This window comes from Shewanella mangrovi (assembly GCF_000753795.1).
GTDB lineage: Bacteria > Pseudomonadota > Gammaproteobacteria > Enterobacterales > Shewanellaceae > Shewanella > Shewanella mangrovi.
In genome coordinates this window covers 65,114-84,948 of sequence record NZ_JPEO01000004.1, presented here as the reverse complement: position 1 = coordinate 84,948, position 19,835 = coordinate 65,114, and the positions used below count along the sequence as shown (strand labels likewise).

The window sequence follows — 19,835 nt, the reverse complement described above, 5'->3', positions numbered from 1 at the left end:
ACTCAGGCAATTCCTCTGGTAAACGCCGCTAGTTCCTGCGCCGATAAGTCATAAAGCTGTTGAATTGCTTCGGGGGTGAGAATGTCTGCTGGCGCACCATTGGCCATTACCAAGCCAGACTTCAGCATCACGGCACGATGGGCGATCATCCGCGCATGATGCGGATGGTGGGTGGTCATCACCACCGCATAGCCCTCTTCGGCCAATTGCCGCAATTGCGCCAACAAACGTGCTTGGTGACCGAAATCCAGCGCCGAGGCAGGTTCATCCAGCATCAGGATTTTTGCGCCCTGCACCAACGCTCGGCACACCAACGCCAATTGTTGTTCACCACCGGAAATTTCGGTGTAACGTCGCTCGGCCAAATGGATGATCTGCAGTCGCTCAAGCACTTGCTGCACCAGTTCACTGTCGCGTTCGCTCATACGGCCAAACACACCACCGGCATGAAAACGCCCCATCGCCACCACTTGGCGCACGGTATAGGGGAATGGACTGACATGATGCTGCGGTACATAGGCAATATGGCCAGCAATCTCACGTCGCGTCATCTCGCTTAACGCATTTTGACCGATATACACTTCACCGCTGGCTGCGGTGTAAAGCCCCAGCAGCAGTTTAAGTAAGGTACTTTTGCCCGTGCCATTTGGGCCAAGTAACGCCAGCACTTCACCAGCGCGAATATCGAGTGACACCCCGTTGAGTACTTGCCGCTGACCATAGCCATAGGTCAGTTGCTGCGCCCGCAGCAACACAGGTTCAGTTATGCTTTCCATTTACACTGACTTCAAAGGTAACTGCTGCAGAAAGGCTTCCACATCGTCGTCTGACAGGTCGATATTGTAAAACTTCTGATAAAAATCATGGGTTTCTTGTTTCATATCGATGTCTTTAAACTGCTGTGGATAAAGCTTGGTGGCCAGCCACAGAAACTGTAGCGCCTCTTCTGAGGTGTTACGGCTCCACCAAAACAATCCGCGTGGGTTGGCATAGATACGGTTGTTTTTCACCGCACTCACAGTCCGCCAGCGTGGATCTTTTTTGATAGCGGCGACATCGCGTTTACGCATGGCAATAATGACATCAGGGTTAGCTGCTAACACTGACTCGATATTCACATTGGTATCGTTAGGCATCACCGACGCCAACTGCCAATGTTCGGCGACGTTGATAGCACCGCCAAAGTCCATCCAGTCTTGGTTTAGCGAGGGACGACCCGAGGTGGTCAAAGGTGTTCCCGAGGCCACATAAACGCGAACCCGTTTATCTGCTGGCACGTTGACCAAGCGCTCTGCCACACGCTGTTGGTTCCAGGCAAAATAATCGGTATATGCCTTGGCGCGTTTAGTCGCATCAGGCCCCAACATCTCGCCCACAACGGTGACACGATGCAACAGTGCCGCAAAGGAGTCAGAGGTAAAATCCACCACCGCAATCCCTGCCGCTTCGAGCTGGACTTTCTTGGTTTTCGGAAACCCTTCTGCCACTAGCATTAGATCAGGGTGCAAGCGCATCAACTGTTCCACGTTAACATCGCCGGAGCCCCCCATGGTCGACAGCTCGGTATTGGTAATCGATGGAATGAATTTTTGAAACGCCGGGGTACTGCGCGCATAACGAGTGGTAGCGACAATCTTGTCGCCAAAGCCGAGCATAGCCAGCACTGAGTTTTGTGATTCCCAACTGGTGGCCACCCGTTCGATGGTGTGTGGCAACACCACGGTTTTGCCGTCGTAATGAATAGTGCGGCTATCTTCGGCCCAGGATAGTGCTGGCAGCAACAGCAGCATGGCCAACACACTGCGCGCGATAAAGGAGTGATTATGCATAATCTCTTCTTCCTAAAAGGGCACTGAACCTCAGCTCAGCGCCCTGCATCATAGTTAGAATTTCATGGTAGCGGTGAGTTTCAGCTGACGCGGTTCAGCCAAAAACGCAGTATTGCTGGCGCCCACGGTTCCATAGATGTTGCCGGGGAAAATTGCCGCCCAATATTGACGATCAAACAGGTTGGTCACATGCAACTGCACGACGGTGTCTTTAATCACGTCTTTTGGCAGCACGTATTTCATACCTAAATCCACGGTTGTATATGAGCTCGCCCATGAAGTATTGGTGTTGTTTGCAGCACGCTTACCGCTGTAATGCACGTTACCGGTGAACGACAAGCCAGAGATGGGCACAATGCGATATTCTGCCAGCAAGTTCGCTTGCCATTTCGGCACACCGACCACTTCTTTGTTAGAGGTGGCGGGATCGAATGCGTCTTCCAGCACTGCATCCAAGTAGGTCACGCCACTGTAGATTTTCAAATCTTCGGTCAGATAACCATTCAGCGTTAACTCAGCCCCTTTGTTATTCTGCATGCCTTGTTGACGGTAATAGCCATCGCCACCTTCATAGGCCATTGGACGTTTAACACGGAATAATGCGGCATTAACATCAAAGCTACCGATGCTGGTTTTGATACCGATTTCGTTCTGGTAGCTACGCACAGGATCCAGTGTGGTACCCGCATTTTGGGCGTCGGCTGACGCACTGCCGCCCGCTTCCAATGTATCTGCGTAGGTGATGTAGGTGCTGATATTCGCTGTCGGTTTGTAGATCACCGAAATGGTCGAACTCACTCCATCTTTGCCGTAGTTAGAGGTGGTGTCGCCGTTGGCATTGTAGTTATCAACATCAAAATCGCTGTAGCTACCGACCAGCATTGTCGACCAGTTTTCGTTCCAAGTGATGGTGTCACCAATAATGCCACTTTGTACGCTGGTGTTGCCGGAACGATACAAAGGCATATGCAGATTCAGCTCTGGCGCCTCATAAACTTGCGGCGTATCCAATGGGCTGGTGCCCAGCGTTGCCGTGCCACGCGCTGAAGCGCGATAGATGTTCCAGCTATAGCCAGCGGTACCCAATACTAAGTCATGGCGCACGCTACCTGTGTAGACTTGGCCGATGAGATTCGCCATGTTACTAGTGACAGCAAACTTGCCCGCTGCACCTGTGGTCGACATACGTTGGGTAAACGTATCATCACCATTAATCACGTTGCTGACACCATTCAGCGTGCGTTTCGCATCCTGATGCAAAATGCCTGCAGTCAGCTTCCAATCATCGCCCAACTGTCGGATGACTTTCACGCTACCAGTCGTGGTTTCTAAGCCACTGCCGCTGTAAGGCTGACCATAACCTTTTTTACTGGCATCCAAGGCACCCGGCAATGCGATATCAGCGCCGTAGGAGAAACCGCCCGCCTCACCAAACTTATCAAACTTGTAGTAGCTGCCATTCAATTGAATGGTGGTGTAATAGTCAGGATTGATATCAAACGCCAAACCCACAGCTTTGCGGTTCAGGTGCGAATTGCTCACATAGCTCTCGCCCTCTTCCTGCAGTAAGTTCACGCGATAGCCAAAATATTCGTTGGGGCTACCGCTGGTATCGGTATGCAGCAGCCAAGCGCCATTTTCGGTGATACCAGCAGTGACACTGGTGAAGTAATCTTCAGTCGGGCGCTTAAACACATAGTTAAAGTTACCCGCTGGTGAGGCCGGACCATAAATGGCCCCTGTCAGACCTTGGATCACTTCGACCCGTTCTAACAGTTCCATCGGTTGTGCAGTCGTTGCGACCACGTTCATGCCATCTAAGTGGTTGTTATCGACCACGCTGCCTTCCATACCGCGGCTTTGCGGGCGACCCACATCGGTACCACCACGCGCTTCCATCTGCGTCGACGGCATATATTTAAGAATGTCGTTTAAGTTGGTGGCGTTGACGTTGTCCATCAACTCGCGGTTGAACACGCTAATTGCATACGGTGTATCTTGGATTGAGCGGCTGCCTAGCAGGCCTAAATCAACGGTTTTTGGACGAAAGCCATCTTTATTCTCGCGATCTCCTCGCACCACAATGACTTCTGGCTTAGCCTTTTGCGCATCGGCTTTGCTATCTGTGGCTTGCTCTGCTGCCATCACCCCATGACTCAGCGCTACCCCTACCGCTACTGTCACTGTATTCATAATGAATTTTTTCGACATCAACATTCCCATGTTCCTTAACTCACAACTATTACGGCGCTCGCCCCAACAAAAGGTCAACGTCCGTTGATTTAATATTTAATTACACCTATGCCGCCGCTGATTAACTGCGGTAAAGGCATTAACAGGTGAAAGAGTGAATAGATGTTGCCCTCAAGTGGTGAAACATCTGGATTACTCGGCTGGATTAGCAGCTGAGTACTAGCGCAATAGCGATAAAATATTCACCGCTATATAAAAAGATGCATAACGGTAATGTGATCAATTTCAAAGGTCAACAGTCGATGATATAAACCATGCAGAAACGTGTATTACGTCGGCATAAATTAGGATTGTAAAATTAAGGTGGGACATTTTGATACAACAAAGGCCACATTGAGGTGGCCTTTGAGACGTGAGCGAAAACGCTAAAATTTATAACGCAGCGGTGTGCAACAGGTAATCCATGCCGAGCGCCACAAACAGCGACATTCCTGCCCAGTTGTTATTCAAAAAGGCTTTTAAACATGGGGCGCGTTCACGATCGTGAATTAGGCGCTGTTGATACAAACCAAAGCCGATAAATACCACAATCCCCAACAGGTACAAGGCACCGCGTTCGGCGATAAAGCCAGCAGTGACAAAGCAAGCGAGTGCAGAAATTTGGAATAAGCCTATGATTTGGCGGTCGTATTTACCAAATAAAATGGCAGTAGACTTGATGCCGACCCGCAGATCATCTTCGCGATCCACCATGGCATACATAGTGTCGTAAGCCACTGTCCAGCACCAGTTAGCAGCAAATAACCACCACGCTTCGGCAGGTACCTCACCGGTTGCAGCGGCGTATGCCATCGGAATTGACCAACTCCAGACAATGCCCAAAAACATCTGTGGCATGTTGGTAAAGCGTTTGGTGAAGGGATAGATCACGGTCAGCACAATGCCGATGTAAGACAGCTTCACCACCAGCGGATTGAGCATCAACACTAAACCGAAAGCCAGTAAGCCGAGGACGACAAACAGTAACAAGGCCTCTTTTACACTCACTTCACCGCTAGCCAGCGGGCGCATCTTAGTGCGCTCGACATGACCGTCGAGATTACGGTCAGCATAGTCATTGATGATGCAACCACAGGCACGCATAACAAACACGCCAACGATAAAGATGGCCAACACTTTCAGATCCGGCATGCCGCCAGACGCCAGCATCAGCGCCATTAAACAAGGCCAGAGTAATAAAAAGGTTCCGATAGGACGATCTATCCGCGCGAGGCGCGCATAGGCATGTAACTTATCCCTGAGTGTCATTGGCTTGGTTCTCCGCACCGCTGCCGTGGTTGCTAACTGCCCATATTATGGCGCAGTAAAAATGTGATTTACACCACAAACTAGCTTTTTATCATCAAAAACTAGAGCGACTCCAGTTTGGCATAGGCCACCACCAGCCACTTGCTGCCGAAGTCATCAAAATTCACCTGTACCCGCGATTGTGCCCCAGCGCCTTCACTGTTGACCACTGTTCCTTCACCAAATTTGAAGTGGCGCACTCTGCTGCCGTGACGATAACCCGTTTCATTACTGCTAGCGCTACTCGATTGGCTAAAGCGGGTACTAAACGCGGGTGTGCTCACCTGCGCTTTTAAACGCACTTCACGAATACATTCTGGCGGTAATTCTTTAAGAAAACGTGACGGCCGCGAGTAGTTTTCACGGCCATAGATACGGCGCGATTCTGCATAGGTGATATACAGCTGCTGCATGGCGCGGGTCATACCGACGTAACACAAACGGCGCTCTTCCTCTAAGCGATCGCCCTCTTCCAGCGTCAACTGACTCGGGAATAAGCCCTCTTCCACACCGGCCATAAATACGACTGGGAACTCCAAACCTTTCGCGGTGTGCAAGGTCATCAACTGCACCGCATCGGCGTTGGCATCGGCTTGGCCTTCACCCGCTTCCAGCGCCGCGTGGGATAAAAAGGCATTGAGTTCGCCCATATCGAGCAGCTCTTCCGGAACTTCAAAAGTGCGCGCGGCGGTGACCAACTCTTCTAAGTTTTCCACGCGGCTTTGCGCCTTCTCGCCTTTTTCCTGCTCATACATGGTTTTGAGGCCAGAGGCTTGCGACACATGATCCACCATACGATACAGCGCCATTTCATCGGTATCGCGCGCCAGCGTCACAATCAGATCCAGAAAGTTTTGCACCGCCGAGGCCGCACGACCGCTGAGCATTTTTTTATCCAACGCCTGCAACGCGGTTTGCCACAAGGTTAAGCCATGATGGCGCGCGGTCGAACGCAGAATTTCCAAGGTGCGATCGCCAATACCGCGGGTTGGCGTGTTCACCACCCGCTCAAATGCGGCATCATCATCGTGATTGGCCATCAAACGCAGATAGCCCATGGCATCTTTAATTTCTTGCCGCTCGAAGAAGCGCAAACCACCGTAGATTTTGTACGGTAAGCCTTTGTGCAATAAGGCTTCTTCCAGCACCCGCGATTGCGCGTTCGAGCGATATAAAATAGCGCAGTCACTGAGATCATTGCCCATGTCTTGCCAGTCATTGATGCGCCCCACGATAAAGCGCGCTTCATCGAGTTCGTTAAACGCGCTATAAACCGCAATCGGTTCGCCATCGGCATCCTGCGTCCACAGATCTTTGCCCAAGCGGCCAGGGTTGTTGGCGATCAGCTCATTCGCCGCTTTAAGAATATTGCCGCTGGAGCGATAGTTTTGCTCCAAACGAATGGTCTCAGCACCGGGGAAATCTTTAAGGAATTTGTGCAGGTTTTCCACCTGCGCGCCGCGCCAGCCGTAAATCGATTGGTCGTCATCACCGACAATCATCACATGGGCGGTGGTGCCCGCCAGTACCTGAATCCACTTGTACTGAATGGTGTTGGTATCTTGGAATTCGTCCACCAAAATGTGCTGAAATCGGTCGCGGTAGTGCTGCAAAATCAGTGGCTTGTAGAGCCATAACTCATAAGCGCGCAGCAGAATTTCGGAGAAGTCCACCAGCCCAGCGCGATCGCACGACTCTTGGTAAACCTGATAGATCTCTTTTAACTTTTGCTCTAACGGAAACGGCCCCGCATCGATATCTTTCGGGCGAAAACCTTCATCTTTTTGGGTGCAAATATAGTTTTGCACCATCCGCGGTGGATAGTGTTTTTCATCCAGATTAAGGCTTTTAAGAATGCGTTTGATCAGACGGTATTGGTCATCGCCATCCAAAATTTGGAAGTTTTGCGGCAGGTTGGCGTCTTGCCAATGGGTGCGCAGCAACCGATGCGCCAAGCCGTGGAAGGTCCCAATCCACATCCGGCTCATATTGTGGCCGACCACTTTCTCCACCCGCTCGCGCATCTCGCGCGCCGCTTTGTTGGTAAAGGTCACCGCCAAAATCGAGTACGGACTTTGGTTCTCTACCTGCATCAGCCATGCAATGCGATGAGTTAACACCCGCGTTTTGCCACTGCCCGCCCCAGCCAGCACCAACATGCTGGACAGCGGCGCGCCAACCGCTTCGCGCTGTTTCTCATTCAGGCCATCAAGTAAAGAAGATACGTCCATCGTTGCCTCCGTCAAAATCGAGGCGGCATTATAGCAAGAAAAGCCCGCTGAGTTTGACGAAGATTCAGTGCCCATCAGCATCGCGTCGCAATTATTCGTGGTTCGTTAATCGAAGGTCGAAAATTTTCGCTTAGCGCTTTACAACTCAGCCGTCACTGGCAATATCAATGTTCCCTTAACGATAATGCCAGCAGAGCCAAGCCACCTCAGATGACCGAGTCCAATAGCCGTTCCGAACCTCCGTCCCCCAACACCAAAGCTGAATTTTTACGCGGTATTAAAACCTCCCTACCGATGACACTCGGTTTTATTCCCTTTGCCTTGGTGCTGGGTGCACAAGCGGTGCAAAAAGGCTTCACTGTGCTGCAAGTCCCGCTGATGACTGGGGTGAACTTTGCCGGTGGTTCGGAGTTTACCGCCATCAGTTTATGGACCTCGCCACCTCATTTATTGCTCATCGTTGCCATGACTTTTTTGGTCAACAGTCGCCACATCATCATGGGCGCAGCATTTGTGCCCTTTATGCGCCATCTCAGTAAAAAGCAGTCACTGCCGTTGCTGTTTTTTATGTGTGACGAAGCCTGGGCGATTGGCATTACCGACTGCCAACAACGCAAATCCATGCAGTTGAGTGTGCCGTTTTATATCGGCGTTGCGGCGTGTTTGTATGGCTCGTGGGTGATATTTACCGGCATCGGCGCGGCGGTGGGACCGCTGATTGGCGATGTCGAGCAGTACGGTTTTGATATGGCATTTACCGCGGTGTTTTTGGTGCTGCTCAAAGGCATGTGGCGTGGGCTTAGCCATTGTTGGCCATGGTTTGTCAGTTTAGTGGTTGCCGGGATTTTATATCATCTGTTACCTGGGGCTTGGTATGTCGCGGGCGGCACCTTAGCCGGGATTCTTGCAGCACTGATTTGGGGAAAACGCTAATGGATCCGTTAGAGAATCTATTCATTGAACACATGGCGCTGTTAACCATAGTGGCGATGGGAATGACCACTTACCTTACTCGAATTATCGGCTATTTGGCACTGCGCAATCGTACATTGAACCCGCGCCTAGAACGGGTCATGGAAGTGGTGCCGGGTTGCGTGTTGATCGCCGTCATCGCACCGGTGATTTTCTCCGGTCATATCAGTGATATTCTGGCGGTTGCCATCACCTTTGTCGCCATGCTGCGCTTCTCCTTGCTGCCAACAGTCATTATTGCCATTGTCGCCACTGGCCTGCTGCGTCATTGGTTACTTTAGTCAGCGCTTGCTCAACCACCATTCATAAAAAAGGCCGCTCAGAGAGCGGCCAAAAACTCAGGATATTACGTCAGTCAACACTTAGAAACGGTAAGTCGCTTCCGCGAAGTAGTAACCACCGTTAAAGCCAAATGGCGTGTTGGTCAGTGGGTACTTGAAGATACCGTTGTAGTTGTTGTTTTCCGGACGCTTCTCAGGGTAAGTGTCAAACAAGTTTTGCGCACCTACGGTGAAGGTCAGATTGTCGGTAGCTGCATATGCTACTGACAAATCAACGGTTGTTTTGCCTTCATACTCTTTATCACCGGTGCTGCTATAAGCAATGGTGTAAGGACCAAAATAGCTAAAGCGCAGGCTGGTAGTGAAGTCACCCAAGTGGTGAGTCAAACCTAAGCTACCAGTGTTGTGCGACGTCGCTTCGGTCATACGCACTTGTTCGATGTGATCAAACAGTTGATCCTGCAAGCCGTTCAAAATGGATGGCAGGTTGATATCTTGGATATCGGTGTTGTTATAGGCGTATGCAATGTTCGCTTTCAAATCACCTAAGCTACCCAAATCAAACTGTTGCGCTACCACTAAGTCGACACCACGTGTACGGGTATCCACCGCATTGATAAAGAAACGCGCAGATTCGGCGTTAGTGCCAGCCAGAGCTGCACCGACAACATCAGAATCGCTGGCACGCAACGAGCTAGACAGCACGATACGATCGTCGATATCGATTTGATAGCTATCCAAGGTCACAGTCAGGCCATTATCGCCGGTATAGACAAACCCCAAGCTGAATGAGGTTGACTCTTCAGGGCGCAATTTACCCACCTGCAATGCTTGGGTCACTGGCGACAAGTTGTTAAAGGTACCTGACTCTGTTGGCACCATCTCACCAGTTGTAGGATCTGGATTAAACAAGGTCGAGATATTGGTGAAGTACAGCTGTTGTACGCTCGGAGCGCGGAAACCGGTGTTCGCCGTAGCACGAATCGCAAAGTTGTCATTGAAGTCGTAACGACCCGCCAGTTTCCAGCTGATCTTATCGCCGAAGTCGGAGTAATCTTCATAACGCAGCGCCGCAGACCAGTAGAAGGCTTCACTTAACTGGTTTTCCAGCTCAGCGTATAAAGCGGTGTTGTGACGGTTTTCATCCACCTCGGATTCCGGCGTAAAACCACCAAAACCTTGGCTGCCCGCTGGTTTGTTTTGATAACCACCGCTAGCGTATGACGCTTCTTCACCCGCTTCAATTTCGTAGCCGTTTTGACGCCATGCAGCACCTAACGCCAGCATGATGTCGGATTGGTTGAAGAAGGCAAAATAGCGCGACGCGTCGATGCTCAAATCGATTTCATCAGTCGACAGCGTACCTGCGTCAAAGCTGGTTTGACTGTCTGGACCATAAGACGCATTCAATGAGTCTTCAACACGATATTGGAAGCTGTTTTTACCGTAACCGGCGGAGCTATCAATGTGCCATTTGCCCAGTTCAAACTCATAACCGATCAGCGCAGAGTAGTCTTTGATACGTGGTGCCAGAATCGGCAAAAAGCCGTCAGGGTAGATTTCCGGTACGTTGTTATCTTGCAGCGCACGACGGTAGAAAGCACCGGAGTGGGTTTCACGTTGGCTGAAGCCGCCGTTGAAATAGAGCTTATTGTCGCCGAAGAACTGTGCACCATTCGCAAACAGTGACAGGTTGTCGTATTCCGCATCACCCACGTGGAAGTTCAGACGATCAAAGGTGTCTTCACGAGGATCGGCACTACCATCCGCCAGTGTTGGATACTGTTGACGCGGGTCGAGACCGGCACGGTTGGTTTTGTTTTTATGTTGTGCTTCCAGCGACACATTTACAAAACCATCTTCGCTCCAGCTCAGGCCTTTATTGGCGCCCACACGCCATTGCTCGCCGTCACCTTGGTAGGTTTGGCCTACTTGTGCGCTGACCATGCCACCATCGCGGTTGTCTTTCAGGACCACGTTGATGACGCCAGCAATCGCATCAGAACCATACTGTGCCGCCGCGCCATCACGCAGGATTTCAATGCGCTTGATCGCCGCCATTGGGATGGTGTTCAAATCGACGTTTGATGCACCTTTACCAACAGTGCCAGACAAGTGCACCAGCGCTGAGCTGTGGTAACGCTTACCGTTTACTAACACCAAGGTATGATCCGGTGACAAACCACGCAGGTTCGCCGGACGCACCGCGTCAGAACCATCGGTTACCGCAGAGAATGGGAAGCTATAGCTAGGTGCTGCAAACTGCAACGCCTTGGCGGTTTCTGTCAGACCTGTAGCCTCCAGCTGCTCGGCAGTGATGATATCCACTGGCGCTACGCTGTCGGTAGCCGTGCGCATCGCAATGCGCGAGCCTACCACCGAGATTTTTTCCATGTTGCTGTTATTAGCCGCATCATCCGCTGCCATAACAGCAGGTGCAGCCCATTGGCCAGCGACAGCCAGAGCAATAATTGAAACGCGTTTCATGAAGTCAAACCTTAATGAATGTGCAATTAAATCAACGGGTAAATTAAAAAGAAAAAACGCTAAAGAGAATGGAGAAGAGAGAGTGCTCGTTCTTCATTAACAAATTGGTCGCAATGGTATCACCGCTTCTTATAACCAATGTATTCAAATTAGTGATAGAAAATTCAAATTCATTATATAAAAAATCATGCAATTAACCGATTATTCAGTCACAGCGGTAGCTTGAGCTCAATGCCACTCTCTGGCACATTAAAAATGGTCGAGTTAACTGTCTTAATTTTGTTGGGCTGAATGTTACAAATAAATGTATTCCAAACAATTTATCAACAACTTAGCGAGCAAAATGCGCGCTTTCGCGTGATTGAACATGCCAGCGGTGGACGCTGTGAAGAGGTGGCAAAAATACGTGGCACTGAACTCGGCCAAGGAGCCAAAGGGCTGTTGACGCACCTGAAAGGGAATGGTGTGAAATGCCATGTTTTGGCAATCCTACCGGGTGATGCGCAAGCGGATCTCGCCAAGCTAGCCTATCACTTCGGCGCACGCAAAGCCTCGCTCGCGAGTCCAGCCGAAATGGCCGAGCTGACTGGCTGTGTTGCGGGTGCAATTCCCCCCTTTAGTTTTCATCCACAACTCAAGCTAGTGGCAGCGCCGCAGCTGTTTAGTCGCTACGATGAAATTGCCTTTAACGCTGGGAGCTTAGAGCGTTCAATAATTGTGGCGAGCGACGATTACCGCCGCATTGCCAAACCTGAACTAGTAGACTTTGTGAGACATATTCATCAGTAACGCGCAAGCGGTGTTAGTACCTGTTCAATGGGTGTATCACCATCGGTAAGCTCGATAATCACTCGGTTGATACTATCGTGCGCCACAATATAGGCCAGTGTAGCTGCCACATTGTCACGCGACACATGACCATAGCGAATGGCAAGCCCTGTGTTAATCCGCGCTGTCGCGGCATCATCGGTTAAGGTGCCGGGCCGCACAATCACCCAGTCTAAATCCGTCGCGGCAAGATAAACATCGGCCGCCTTTTTGACCTGCATATAATGCTCAAACGTATCGGAGATATGGCGCCCACGCCCCGCTTCCGGAAAGGCGGAGACCAAGATAAAACGCTTAATGCCAGCGAGCTTGGCGGCTTCAACCGATTTTTCTAGACCGACGCCATCAACCGCTGTCGTAGTGGCAGTGCCACCTTTACCACCGGCGCCAGCAGTAAACACCACCGCATCACAACCGTCCATCAACAGCGCCAATGACTCAGGACTGAGCTTTTGCAAATCGCCATATACCGGAATTGCTGACAGCGCTTTTAGCGCAGGTTCCTGATCAAAATGACGATAGAGACTGAGGGCTTGATCGCCCTGTTTGGCTAACCGTGGCGCTAAATATCGTGCAATTTTTCCGGCGCCACCCACCACAAATATCCGTTTCATACGACCTCCTCATACTGGCCATGCACAGAAGAAATCTGCACACCGACTGCTGCGTGAATTTGGTTAACTAGTAGTTGTGCAGCCTAACATAGCCAAGCTGACTGCGGCTGACTAGCAGCGCAAAAGCCTGTCGCCATTAAACGGGATGCCGAAAAAAAAGCGGTCGCCCCTTTCGGTGGTGACCGCTTGTTATCGAGTAATCTCAGTTGTGCTTATGCTTTGGAGATAGTGATCAAAGTACCCGCCATTTTGCGCCGTAAATAGGCAATCTGCTGCATATGCGGCAAGTCTTTCGGGCAGTTGTCTTGGCAGCCCAGCAAGGTCATACAGCCAAACACGCCATCTTGCGTGCCAATCACGTGATAGAAATCTTCGGCGCTGCGAGCATCGCGACTATCCAGCTCAAAGCGGGCGATTTTCATCATACCAACGGCACCGACAAAGGTGTCACGCATCTGCGCCGTAGCACACGCTGATACACAAACCCCACACTCGACACAGCGTTCCAGCTCGTAGAGTTTGGCCGCTTCTTCAGGGTCCATCGGTTTCTCAATGAGATGAATATCGTGCTGAGTCTCATCCGGGTGCAACCAAAGCTTCAAGCGCTCGGCCAGTTCTCGCATAAACTTGCCGGTGTTGACCGAGAGATCACCAATCAATTCAAAGCCAGGTAACGGCATCAAGGTGATATTGCCGTCGGCATATTTCGCGGTCAGCGTACGACAGGCCAAGGTTGGAAACCCATTAATCACCATAGCGCAGCTACCGCAGATACCCGCACGGCAAACAAAGTCAAACTGCAGCGATGGATCTTGTTCGGCACGCAGTCGGTTAAGTGCGATAAACACTGTCATGCCCGGCGTTTCTTCCAACTGATATTGCACCATTGCCGGCTTGTCACCGGGCTGCTGCGGATCATAACGAAAAATATTAAATGTCAGGATACGGCTTTGGCTCATGAATTTTTTCCGCCTTTAGAAAAAGTTGCATCGTTAGCTGCGCTAGCGCTTTTGGCAAAAGAGTCGTGTAGACGCTGATTGCCCGCGCGCAACGGCTGTGGCAGTTCAAACGGCATAATGGCTTGCTGCACTTGCTCACGGCTGGCATTGCTGCCAAGCCCGGCAACAATGGTGGCAATTTCATCTTGCCGCTTCGCCGTATCAGGATGAGCAATGGCATTATCGGCACCATAGCCACGATAACCCGGCGGTAGCTCCATCTGCATCACATCGAGCTGCTCATAGCTAAGTGTCGGTGTCAGCGCGTCAGCATCTGGCCAACTTGCCAGAGTACGACACAACCAGTCTTTATCATTACGTTGCGGATAATCTTCACGGGCGTGAGCACCACGGCTCTCAGTACGGGCGAGTGCACCACAAGCAACCGTCAGCGCCACTTTGATCATGCGTCTGACGCGCAGCGCCTCCACCAACTCAGGATTAGCGTGGCGTTTGGTGCATTTCAGTTTGATATTTTGCGAGCGCTGCAGGAGCTCTTTCAGTTCGGTGACCGCAACTTCCAGCTCAGGGCCATTACGGAAAATACCGACATGATCCATCATGATGCGCTGCATCAGCGACTTCAATTCAAAGGCATTCTCCCCAGCGCCGCCACTGCAGAGCGTATCGATTTCACCTTGTAGCTCACTGGCAAACTGGTTCACCAAGGCGGTATCCACGACCAAATCTTGTTGCTCACAGAAATCCGCCACATAACTGCCGATAATCATGCCGCCAACCACTGTTTCGGCCAGCGAGTTACCACCTAGGCGGTTAAAGCCATGCATATCCCAACACGCAGCTTCGCCAACACTGAACAAGCCGGTAAGCTGCGGGCTTTCACCCGTCGGTTTGGTGCGAATACCGCCCATGGAATAGTGTTGTGTCGGCCGCACGGGAATCCATTCGTCGGCGGGATCTATGCCGAGAAAGTTTTCACAGATCTCTTTCACTTCACGCAGGTTGGTTTCAATATGTTTGCGCCCCAGCAAAGTAATATCCAACCACAAGTGTGGGCCGTACGGACTATCTACCCCAAGACCTTTACGCATATGCTCGGTCATGCGTCGTGATACTACATCGCGCGACGCCAGCTCTTTCTTCTCAGGTTCATAATCCGGCATAAAGCGGTGGCCATTACGATCACGCAGCAAGCCGCCGTCACCACGGCAACCTTCAGTGGTCAAAATGCCCACCGGTACAATCGCCGTTGGGTGAAACTGCACAGCTTCCATATTGCCCAGCGTCGCGACGCCGGTTTCTAACGCCAACGCTTGGCCAACGCCTTCGCAGATAATGGCGTTGGTGGAGACTTCATAGATACGACCATAACCACCAGTCGCAATCGTGGTAGATTTCGCAATGTAGGCGCGCAGTTCACCGGTAATCAAACAGCGAGCAATCACCCCATGACAGCGCTTGCCATCGTGGATGATTTTCAGCGCTTCAATGCGCTCGTGCACCGGAATATCTAACGAAATCGCTTTGTTATCTACGGCGTACAACAGCGAATGCCCAGTACCATCAGCGGTATAACAGGTACGCCATTTCTTAGTACCCCCAAAATCACGGGCGTTAATCAGGCCATGCGCTGCTTTAGCTTCTTCAATGGTGATACGCTCGGCGTTAACCACCACTTGCCGCGGCCCAGCGGTCACCCGTGTCCACGGAACTCCCCAATTTGCCATCTGCCGTACCGCTTTCGGTGCGCAGTGAGCAAACATTCGCGCCACCGTTTGGTCACAGCCCCAGTCTGAACCTTTTACGGTGTCTTGAAAGTGCACATCTTCGTTATCGCCATCACCTTTCGTAGTATTACCAAGGCTTGCCTGCATTCCCCCTTGCGCAGCGGCAGAGTGAGATCGTTTGGCGGGGATCAGCGATAACACCAGCGTATCTAGGCCACGCTCTTTGGCAGCAATGGCTACCCTTAATCCGGCGAGCCCTGCCCCCACGACTAATGCATCGGTATAAATCAGTTTCACGCCTGCTCCTTAACGGCTACTGCTGTCATTTTCTATTTCACTTATTTTTTATAAGGTTTTGTTTTTAATTATTTTTGACTTCAACCAGCATGGGGTAAAAATGCCAGTAATGACGCAACCCCAAGGGCAACAAAAACGACACTCATAATTGTTTTAATCTTACGTAAACGGCTGCGGGTATTGAGATTCCGCGCCGCTCCCCACTTTAATGCAACCCGATAGATCCCAATGGCAGCATGTAGTTCCACCATCAATAGCAGTGGCAGATACACCATCCACACACCTTGGTTCCAAATACGTGCTGCACTCCCTAGCGGACCGATGGTTTCCGGCGATGAACCGATAAGCCACAGATGCACCGGTAACAGCAACAGAATCACAACCCCGGTAATGGCCTGCCAACGCCACAGACGTGTATCACCGTGATTGATCACTTGTATCTGTTGTTGTAGCGCTCTTTGTTGCCGCAAACTCATGGGCAACTTTTGCAACGCGACAATCACATGCACCAGTGCAATGGCGGCAATACTGATGGCAATACAGGTGACCACCCAAGGGTAACCATGACCATCGCTGGAGAGAAAACTCAACTCCATATTGCGCGCTACCCAATTCATGGCATCACCGCCTAACAAGATTGACGATACCAACACTAAGTGTGTCCATAAGAACACCGCCAGAATGACTCCTGACAAACTCTGACTTAAATCCAACCACGCACTTAATTTTCTAATACTTGATTTGATTGCCATTGCTTTCGCCTCGCGCCGTCGACTCTATTGAGCCATCTCACTAAGTCTTATTCACGAAAGGTAATATCGCTCACAAATCCAACAAAAAACCTGAGATAGATCAACAAGGAGGTGAATAATCAATCAGACGCTAAATTATCAACAGTGCATCAAAAGCCGCCGCGTTAGGCTCAAAAGAGCACAACGCAGCAGTGTCGAATTTATATCAATGAGGCATATAGGGCTGTACCGGTACACTCAGGTCACTGCCGATAAACAAATAGGTGACCAAACTGGCAACGCCGAGGCATAACAGATAGACAATTAGTATCTTGGCAATTTTACGCAGACCAGCACGTTGCGTCGTGATACCCCACTTCACCGCAACACGGTATAAGCCGATCATCGCGTGGATCACCACGGCTGGCAGCAGAATGGCATAGAGCAACCAGGCGTGATCGTGATAAACACGTGCAGCGGATAAATGCGGACCGATTTCAGGTGCAGTGATCATGGTGACCAGATGCATAGATGCCAAAAAGAACAGCATAAAGCCAGTCAGCATCTGCCAAAACCACAGCTTACTGTCCTGATGATTGATAAGGTGGAGATGATTACGCAGTGCGCGCCATTGCCCCAGTTGCACAGGGAAACGACGTAATGCAGTAGCGGCATGCACCATAAGCACGACCAGCATAAATAGCGAGAACAGCTGAGTGATGAGCGCAATCCCGTGACCAGAATGGGTAAAAATCCCCCCTTCCAGTATCTGCGCCACTCGGTAGAAGGCTGCTTTTCCGAATAAAATTGACGATTCAAAATGCAGATGTAATAGCAAAAATAACCCAAGCAATACACCAGAGGCACTTTGCAACCGATCAGCCATTGCCGACCACTGATAGCTTTGGGGGTAGCCTAACCAACGCCCACCAATCTGATATTTAGTTAACATGATTACAAAACTTACTTAAGTTAATTTAGCGAGCATTTCAACATATCCAAAAGCGGTTAAATTCCAAACGGCTAAATTTACCTTTGTGATCCTGTTCAATAAAAAAGCCTGCCTAGATATTTAAAGATCACATTATTCTTAAAAATAACCATGTAGGTCATACCAATTAACCACTTTAATTCAGCAGGTTATATGTACAAATCAAACAGAAAAGTAAGGAAGTTTCACAAAAATAGCCATTACTGTTCTGAAAATGGAAAGATGGTTACATCGTCAATTGCAGTTCAACTGGCGATAAATGGCCGCCTTGCACTAAAATAGCGCCACTTTGATTATGGCTAGCTGAGCCGCCCGACCGAAAAAGAGAATGCCCATGCCTTGGATCCAACTGCGTCTGAACAGCAATAAAGAACACGCTGAGCCCTTAAGCGACCTATTAATGGAACTGGGCAGTGTCTCCATTACCTTTGAAGACGGGCTGGATACCCCGATTTTTGAACCCAAGCTGGGTGAAACACCTCTGTGGGATAGCACCATTGTCGTCGCGCTGTTTGATGCTAGCGAAGATCTCGCGCCAGTGATCGAGCAGCTCAAGGCCCTGCCTTATATGCCGAGCAACACAGAGTACAAAGTTGAGCAGGTAGAAGATAAAGATTGGGTACGTGAATGGATGGACAGCTTCCACCCAATCAAATTCGGTAACCGCCTGTGGGTTTGCCCAAGCTGGCGTGAAGCGCCAGAGCCTGATGCGGTCAACGTCTTGCTCGATCCAGGATTGGCGTTTGGTACTGGCACTCACCCAACCACCGCCTTATGTATGGAATGGCTCGACAGTTTAGATCTGGCTGACAAGCAAGTGATCGACTTTGGCTGTGGTTCAGGCATTTTGGCCGTTGCCGCCCTGAAACTTGGCGCGCCACACGCTGTCGGTATCGATATCGACTATCAGGCCATCGATGCCTCTAAGGAAAATGCCCGTCGTAACGGTGTAGAAGACAAGTTATCCCTCTATTTACCGGAAGATCAGCCAGAAGGCATTCAAGCTGATGTACTGGTAGCCAACATTCTGGCAGGCCCGCTACGCGAACTGGCACCGTTAATTGCTACGTTAGTGAAACCAAATGGTGTACTGGCGTTATCAGGTTTGTTAAATGAACAAGCAGAAGAATTACGTTCTATTTACAGCCAGTGGTTTGAGATGGATGCAGCTGCTCACAAAGAAGACTGGAGTCGCTTGACAGGGACCCGCAAAACGCAGTAATAGGCCGCCAAGGCGCGCCACTATTGAGTTCGTCGCTTTTAAAAGTCAAGCAAAAAAGTTTACTCTCAGGTGATTTTTTAACCTTTTCATGGCCGATAAAAAGTCGTACTATAGCGCCCCTTTGAAGAGCGAGGTGAAATCGCGACATGCAAATTGGCCCATATCAACTGAACAATCAGCTGATCGTGGCACCAATGGCAGGTGTCACTGATCAGCCTTTCCGCAATCTCTGTTTACGCTATGGCGCCGCCTTAGCGGTATCAGAAATGATGTTGGCCAATCCTGAAGTTTGGGATACCGACAAAAGCCGTTTGCGCATGGCGCATTCCGGTGAGGAAGGCATTCGCTCAGTACAAATTGCCGGAGCAGATCCAGAGGAGATGGCTTGGGCCGCCCGCTTCAATGTGGAGCAAGGCGCGCAAATCATCGACATCAACATGGGCTGCCCCGCGAAAAAAGTGAATAAAAAGCTAGCAGGTTCTGCTTTGTTGCAATCTCCAGCGCTGGTGAGACAGATTCTGGATGCCGTAATTGCCGCAGTAGATGTACCGGTTACGCTGAAAATTCGCACGGGCTGGGACCCGGAGCACAGGAATGGTGTTCAAATAGCCCAGATTGCTGAAGAGAGTGGTATTGCTTCGCTAGCGGTGCACGGCCGCACGCGACAATGCATGTACAAAGGTAATGCCGAGTACGACACCATCAAAGCAATTAAACAAACTGTGTCGATTCCTGTGGTGGCCAATGGGGATATCACCACACCGGAGCAAGCCCGCTTTGTGCTGGATTACACCGGTGCCGATGCCCTGATGATTGGACGAGGCGCGCAGGGACGACCCTGGATTTTTCGTGAGATCCAGCATTACCTGGACACCGGTGACAAACTGGAACCCGTGGGGAGTGCTGAAAAGCGTCAAGTGATGCTGGAGCATCTAGCTAAACTATATGGCTTGTATGGCGAACTTAAAGGCGTTCGCATCGCCAGAAAACATATAGGTTGGTACCTGGACCAGGAAGAACAGCGTCAATTCCGCGCCGATTTTAATCGGTTGGAAAGCGCTGCTGAACAATGTTCCATGGTGGAACGATTTTTTGATGAATGTGTTTTAGATAATTAAAGAGCAGA

At 50.5% G+C, this 19,835-nt stretch carries 16 protein-coding genes; 5 read left to right on the top strand and 11 right to left on the bottom strand.

The features are described from left to right. Positions 1–2: 2 nt before the first annotated feature. From HR45_RS07825 to uvrD, 5 genes are all read right to left on the bottom strand, one after another. Positions 3–776, bottom strand: a complete 774-nt coding sequence (locus HR45_RS07825; protein ID WP_052074594.1) for an ABC transporter ATP-binding protein — start codon at positions 774–776, stop codon at positions 3–5. Then, a complete protein-coding gene (locus tag HR45_RS07820; protein WP_037441636.1) occupies positions 777–1,829 on the bottom strand; it encodes an ABC transporter substrate-binding protein in 1,053 nt (350 codons plus the stop codon). A gap of 54 nt (positions 1,830–1,883) precedes the next feature. After that, the gene (locus HR45_RS07815) at positions 1,884–4,040 is read right to left on the bottom strand and encodes a TonB-dependent receptor (RefSeq protein WP_037441952.1); all 2,157 of its coding nucleotides are present in this window, start codon (positions 4,038–4,040) and stop codon (positions 1,884–1,886) included. 414 nt (positions 4,041–4,454) lie between these two features. Then, a complete protein-coding gene (gene ubiA, locus HR45_RS07810; protein WP_037441633.1) occupies positions 4,455–5,330 on the bottom strand; it encodes a 4-hydroxybenzoate octaprenyltransferase in 876 nt (291 codons plus the stop codon). A gap of 101 nt (positions 5,331–5,431) precedes the next feature. Next, positions 5,432–7,600: a DNA helicase II gene (uvrD, locus tag HR45_RS07805; protein ID WP_037441631.1), complete on the bottom strand. Its 2,169-nt coding sequence runs from the start codon at positions 7,598–7,600 to the stop codon at positions 5,432–5,434. Between the two features lie 210 nt (positions 7,601–7,810). Between uvrD and HR45_RS07800 the strand changes: the two genes are divergently transcribed. Both HR45_RS07800 and HR45_RS07795 read left to right on the top strand, forming a co-directional pair. Further along, positions 7,811–8,533: an AzlC family ABC transporter permease gene (locus HR45_RS07800; protein ID WP_037441629.1), complete on the top strand. Its 723-nt coding sequence runs from the start codon at positions 7,811–7,813 to the stop codon at positions 8,531–8,533. Then, entirely contained in the window at positions 8,533–8,853 is a 321-nt protein-coding gene (locus tag HR45_RS07795) for an AzlD family protein (protein WP_206537893.1), read from the top strand. Before HR45_RS07800 ends, HR45_RS07795 begins: the two co-directional genes overlap by 1 nt. A gap of 81 nt (positions 8,854–8,934) precedes the next feature. On the opposite strand, the gene HR45_RS07790 is transcribed toward HR45_RS07795, so the two are convergent. Next, positions 8,935–11,340, bottom strand: a complete 2,406-nt coding sequence (locus HR45_RS07790; protein WP_037441626.1) for a TonB-dependent receptor plug domain-containing protein — start codon at positions 11,338–11,340, stop codon at positions 8,935–8,937. Between the two features lie 291 nt (positions 11,341–11,631). On the opposite strand from HR45_RS07790, the gene HR45_RS07785 reads away from it, so the two are divergent. After that, on the top strand, positions 11,632–12,129 hold the full coding sequence (locus tag HR45_RS07785; RefSeq protein ID WP_037441623.1) for a YbaK/prolyl-tRNA synthetase associated domain-containing protein: 498 nt from the start codon (positions 11,632–11,634) through the stop codon (positions 12,127–12,129). On the opposite strand, the gene HR45_RS07780 is transcribed toward HR45_RS07785, so the two are convergent. The 5 genes from HR45_RS07780 to HR45_RS07760 form a co-directional block, all read right to left on the bottom strand. Further along, on the bottom strand, positions 12,123–12,782 hold the full coding sequence (locus tag HR45_RS07780; RefSeq protein ID WP_037441621.1) for an NAD(P)H-binding protein: 660 nt from the start codon (positions 12,780–12,782) through the stop codon (positions 12,123–12,125). The genes HR45_RS07785 and HR45_RS07780 overlap by 7 nt on opposite strands. Positions 12,783–12,994: 212 nt before the next feature. Continuing rightward, positions 12,995–13,741, bottom strand: coding sequence for a fumarate reductase iron-sulfur subunit (locus HR45_RS07775; RefSeq protein WP_037441618.1), 747 nt, complete (start codon positions 13,739–13,741; stop codon positions 12,995–12,997). After that, on the bottom strand, positions 13,738–15,765 hold the full coding sequence (locus tag HR45_RS07770) for a fumarate reductase flavoprotein subunit (RefSeq protein ID WP_037441615.1): 2,028 nt from the start codon (positions 15,763–15,765) through the stop codon (positions 13,738–13,740). Before HR45_RS07770 ends, HR45_RS07775 begins: the two co-directional genes overlap by 4 nt. An 80-nt stretch (positions 15,766–15,845) precedes the next feature. Continuing rightward, entirely contained in the window at positions 15,846–16,517 is a 672-nt protein-coding gene (locus tag HR45_RS07765; protein ID WP_037441613.1) for a fumarate reductase cytochrome b subunit, read from the bottom strand. A 205-nt stretch (positions 16,518–16,722) separates the two neighbouring features. Beyond that, positions 16,723–17,448 carry a fumarate reductase cytochrome b subunit gene (locus HR45_RS07760; RefSeq protein ID WP_037441611.1) on the bottom strand — a complete coding sequence of 242 codons (726 nt, stop codon included), beginning with the start codon at positions 17,446–17,448 and terminating at the stop codon, positions 16,723–16,725. A gap of 373 nt (positions 17,449–17,821) precedes the next feature. On the opposite strand from HR45_RS07760, the gene prmA reads away from it, so the two are divergent. Next, positions 17,822–18,709 carry a 50S ribosomal protein L11 methyltransferase gene (gene prmA / locus HR45_RS07755; protein ID WP_037441609.1) on the top strand — a complete coding sequence of 296 codons (888 nt, stop codon included), beginning with the start codon at positions 17,822–17,824 and terminating at the stop codon, positions 18,707–18,709. 146 nt (positions 18,710–18,855) lie between these two features. Then, the gene (dusB, locus tag HR45_RS07750; protein ID WP_037441608.1) at positions 18,856–19,827 is read left to right on the top strand and encodes a tRNA dihydrouridine synthase DusB; all 972 of its coding nucleotides are present in this window, start codon (positions 18,856–18,858) and stop codon (positions 19,825–19,827) included. Positions 19,828–19,835 lie beyond the last annotated feature (8 nt).

Excerpts from the sequence above, each read along its gene's own strand:
- HR45_RS07825 (WP_052074594.1), bottom strand. The coding sequence starts at position 776 with ATGGAAAGCATAACTGAACCTGTGTTGCTGCGGGCGCAGCAACTGACC.
- HR45_RS07820 (WP_037441636.1), bottom strand. The coding sequence starts at position 1,829 with ATGCATAATCACTCCTTTATCGCGCGCAGTGTGTTGGCCATGCTGCTG.
- HR45_RS07815 (WP_037441952.1), bottom strand. The coding sequence starts at position 4,040 with ATGTCGAAAAAATTCATTATGAATACAGTGACAGTAGCGGTAGGGGTA.
- ubiA (WP_037441633.1), bottom strand. The coding sequence starts at position 5,330 with ATGACACTCAGGGATAAGTTACATGCCTATGCGCGCCTCGCGCGGATA.
- uvrD (WP_037441631.1), bottom strand. The coding sequence starts at position 7,600 with ATGGACGTATCTTCTTTACTTGATGGCCTGAATGAGAAACAGCGCGAA.
- HR45_RS07800 (WP_037441629.1), top strand. The coding sequence starts at position 7,811 with ATGACCGAGTCCAATAGCCGTTCCGAACCTCCGTCCCCCAACACCAAA.
- HR45_RS07795 (WP_206537893.1), top strand. The coding sequence starts at position 8,533 with ATGGATCCGTTAGAGAATCTATTCATTGAACACATGGCGCTGTTAACC.
- HR45_RS07790 (WP_037441626.1), bottom strand. The coding sequence starts at position 11,340 with ATGAAACGCGTTTCAATTATTGCTCTGGCTGTCGCTGGCCAATGGGCT.
- HR45_RS07785 (WP_037441623.1), top strand. The coding sequence starts at position 11,632 with ATGTTACAAATAAATGTATTCCAAACAATTTATCAACAACTTAGCGAG.
- HR45_RS07780 (WP_037441621.1), bottom strand. The coding sequence starts at position 12,782 with ATGAAACGGATATTTGTGGTGGGTGGCGCCGGAAAAATTGCACGATAT.
- HR45_RS07775 (WP_037441618.1), bottom strand. The coding sequence starts at position 13,741 with ATGAGCCAAAGCCGTATCCTGACATTTAATATTTTTCGTTATGATCCG.
- HR45_RS07765 (WP_037441613.1), bottom strand. The coding sequence starts at position 16,517 with ATGGCAATCAAATCAAGTATTAGAAAATTAAGTGCGTGGTTGGATTTA.
- HR45_RS07760 (WP_037441611.1), bottom strand. The coding sequence starts at position 17,448 with ATGTTAACTAAATATCAGATTGGTGGGCGTTGGTTAGGCTACCCCCAA.
- prmA (WP_037441609.1), top strand. The coding sequence starts at position 17,822 with ATGCCTTGGATCCAACTGCGTCTGAACAGCAATAAAGAACACGCTGAG.
- dusB (WP_037441608.1), top strand. The coding sequence starts at position 18,856 with ATGCAAATTGGCCCATATCAACTGAACAATCAGCTGATCGTGGCACCA.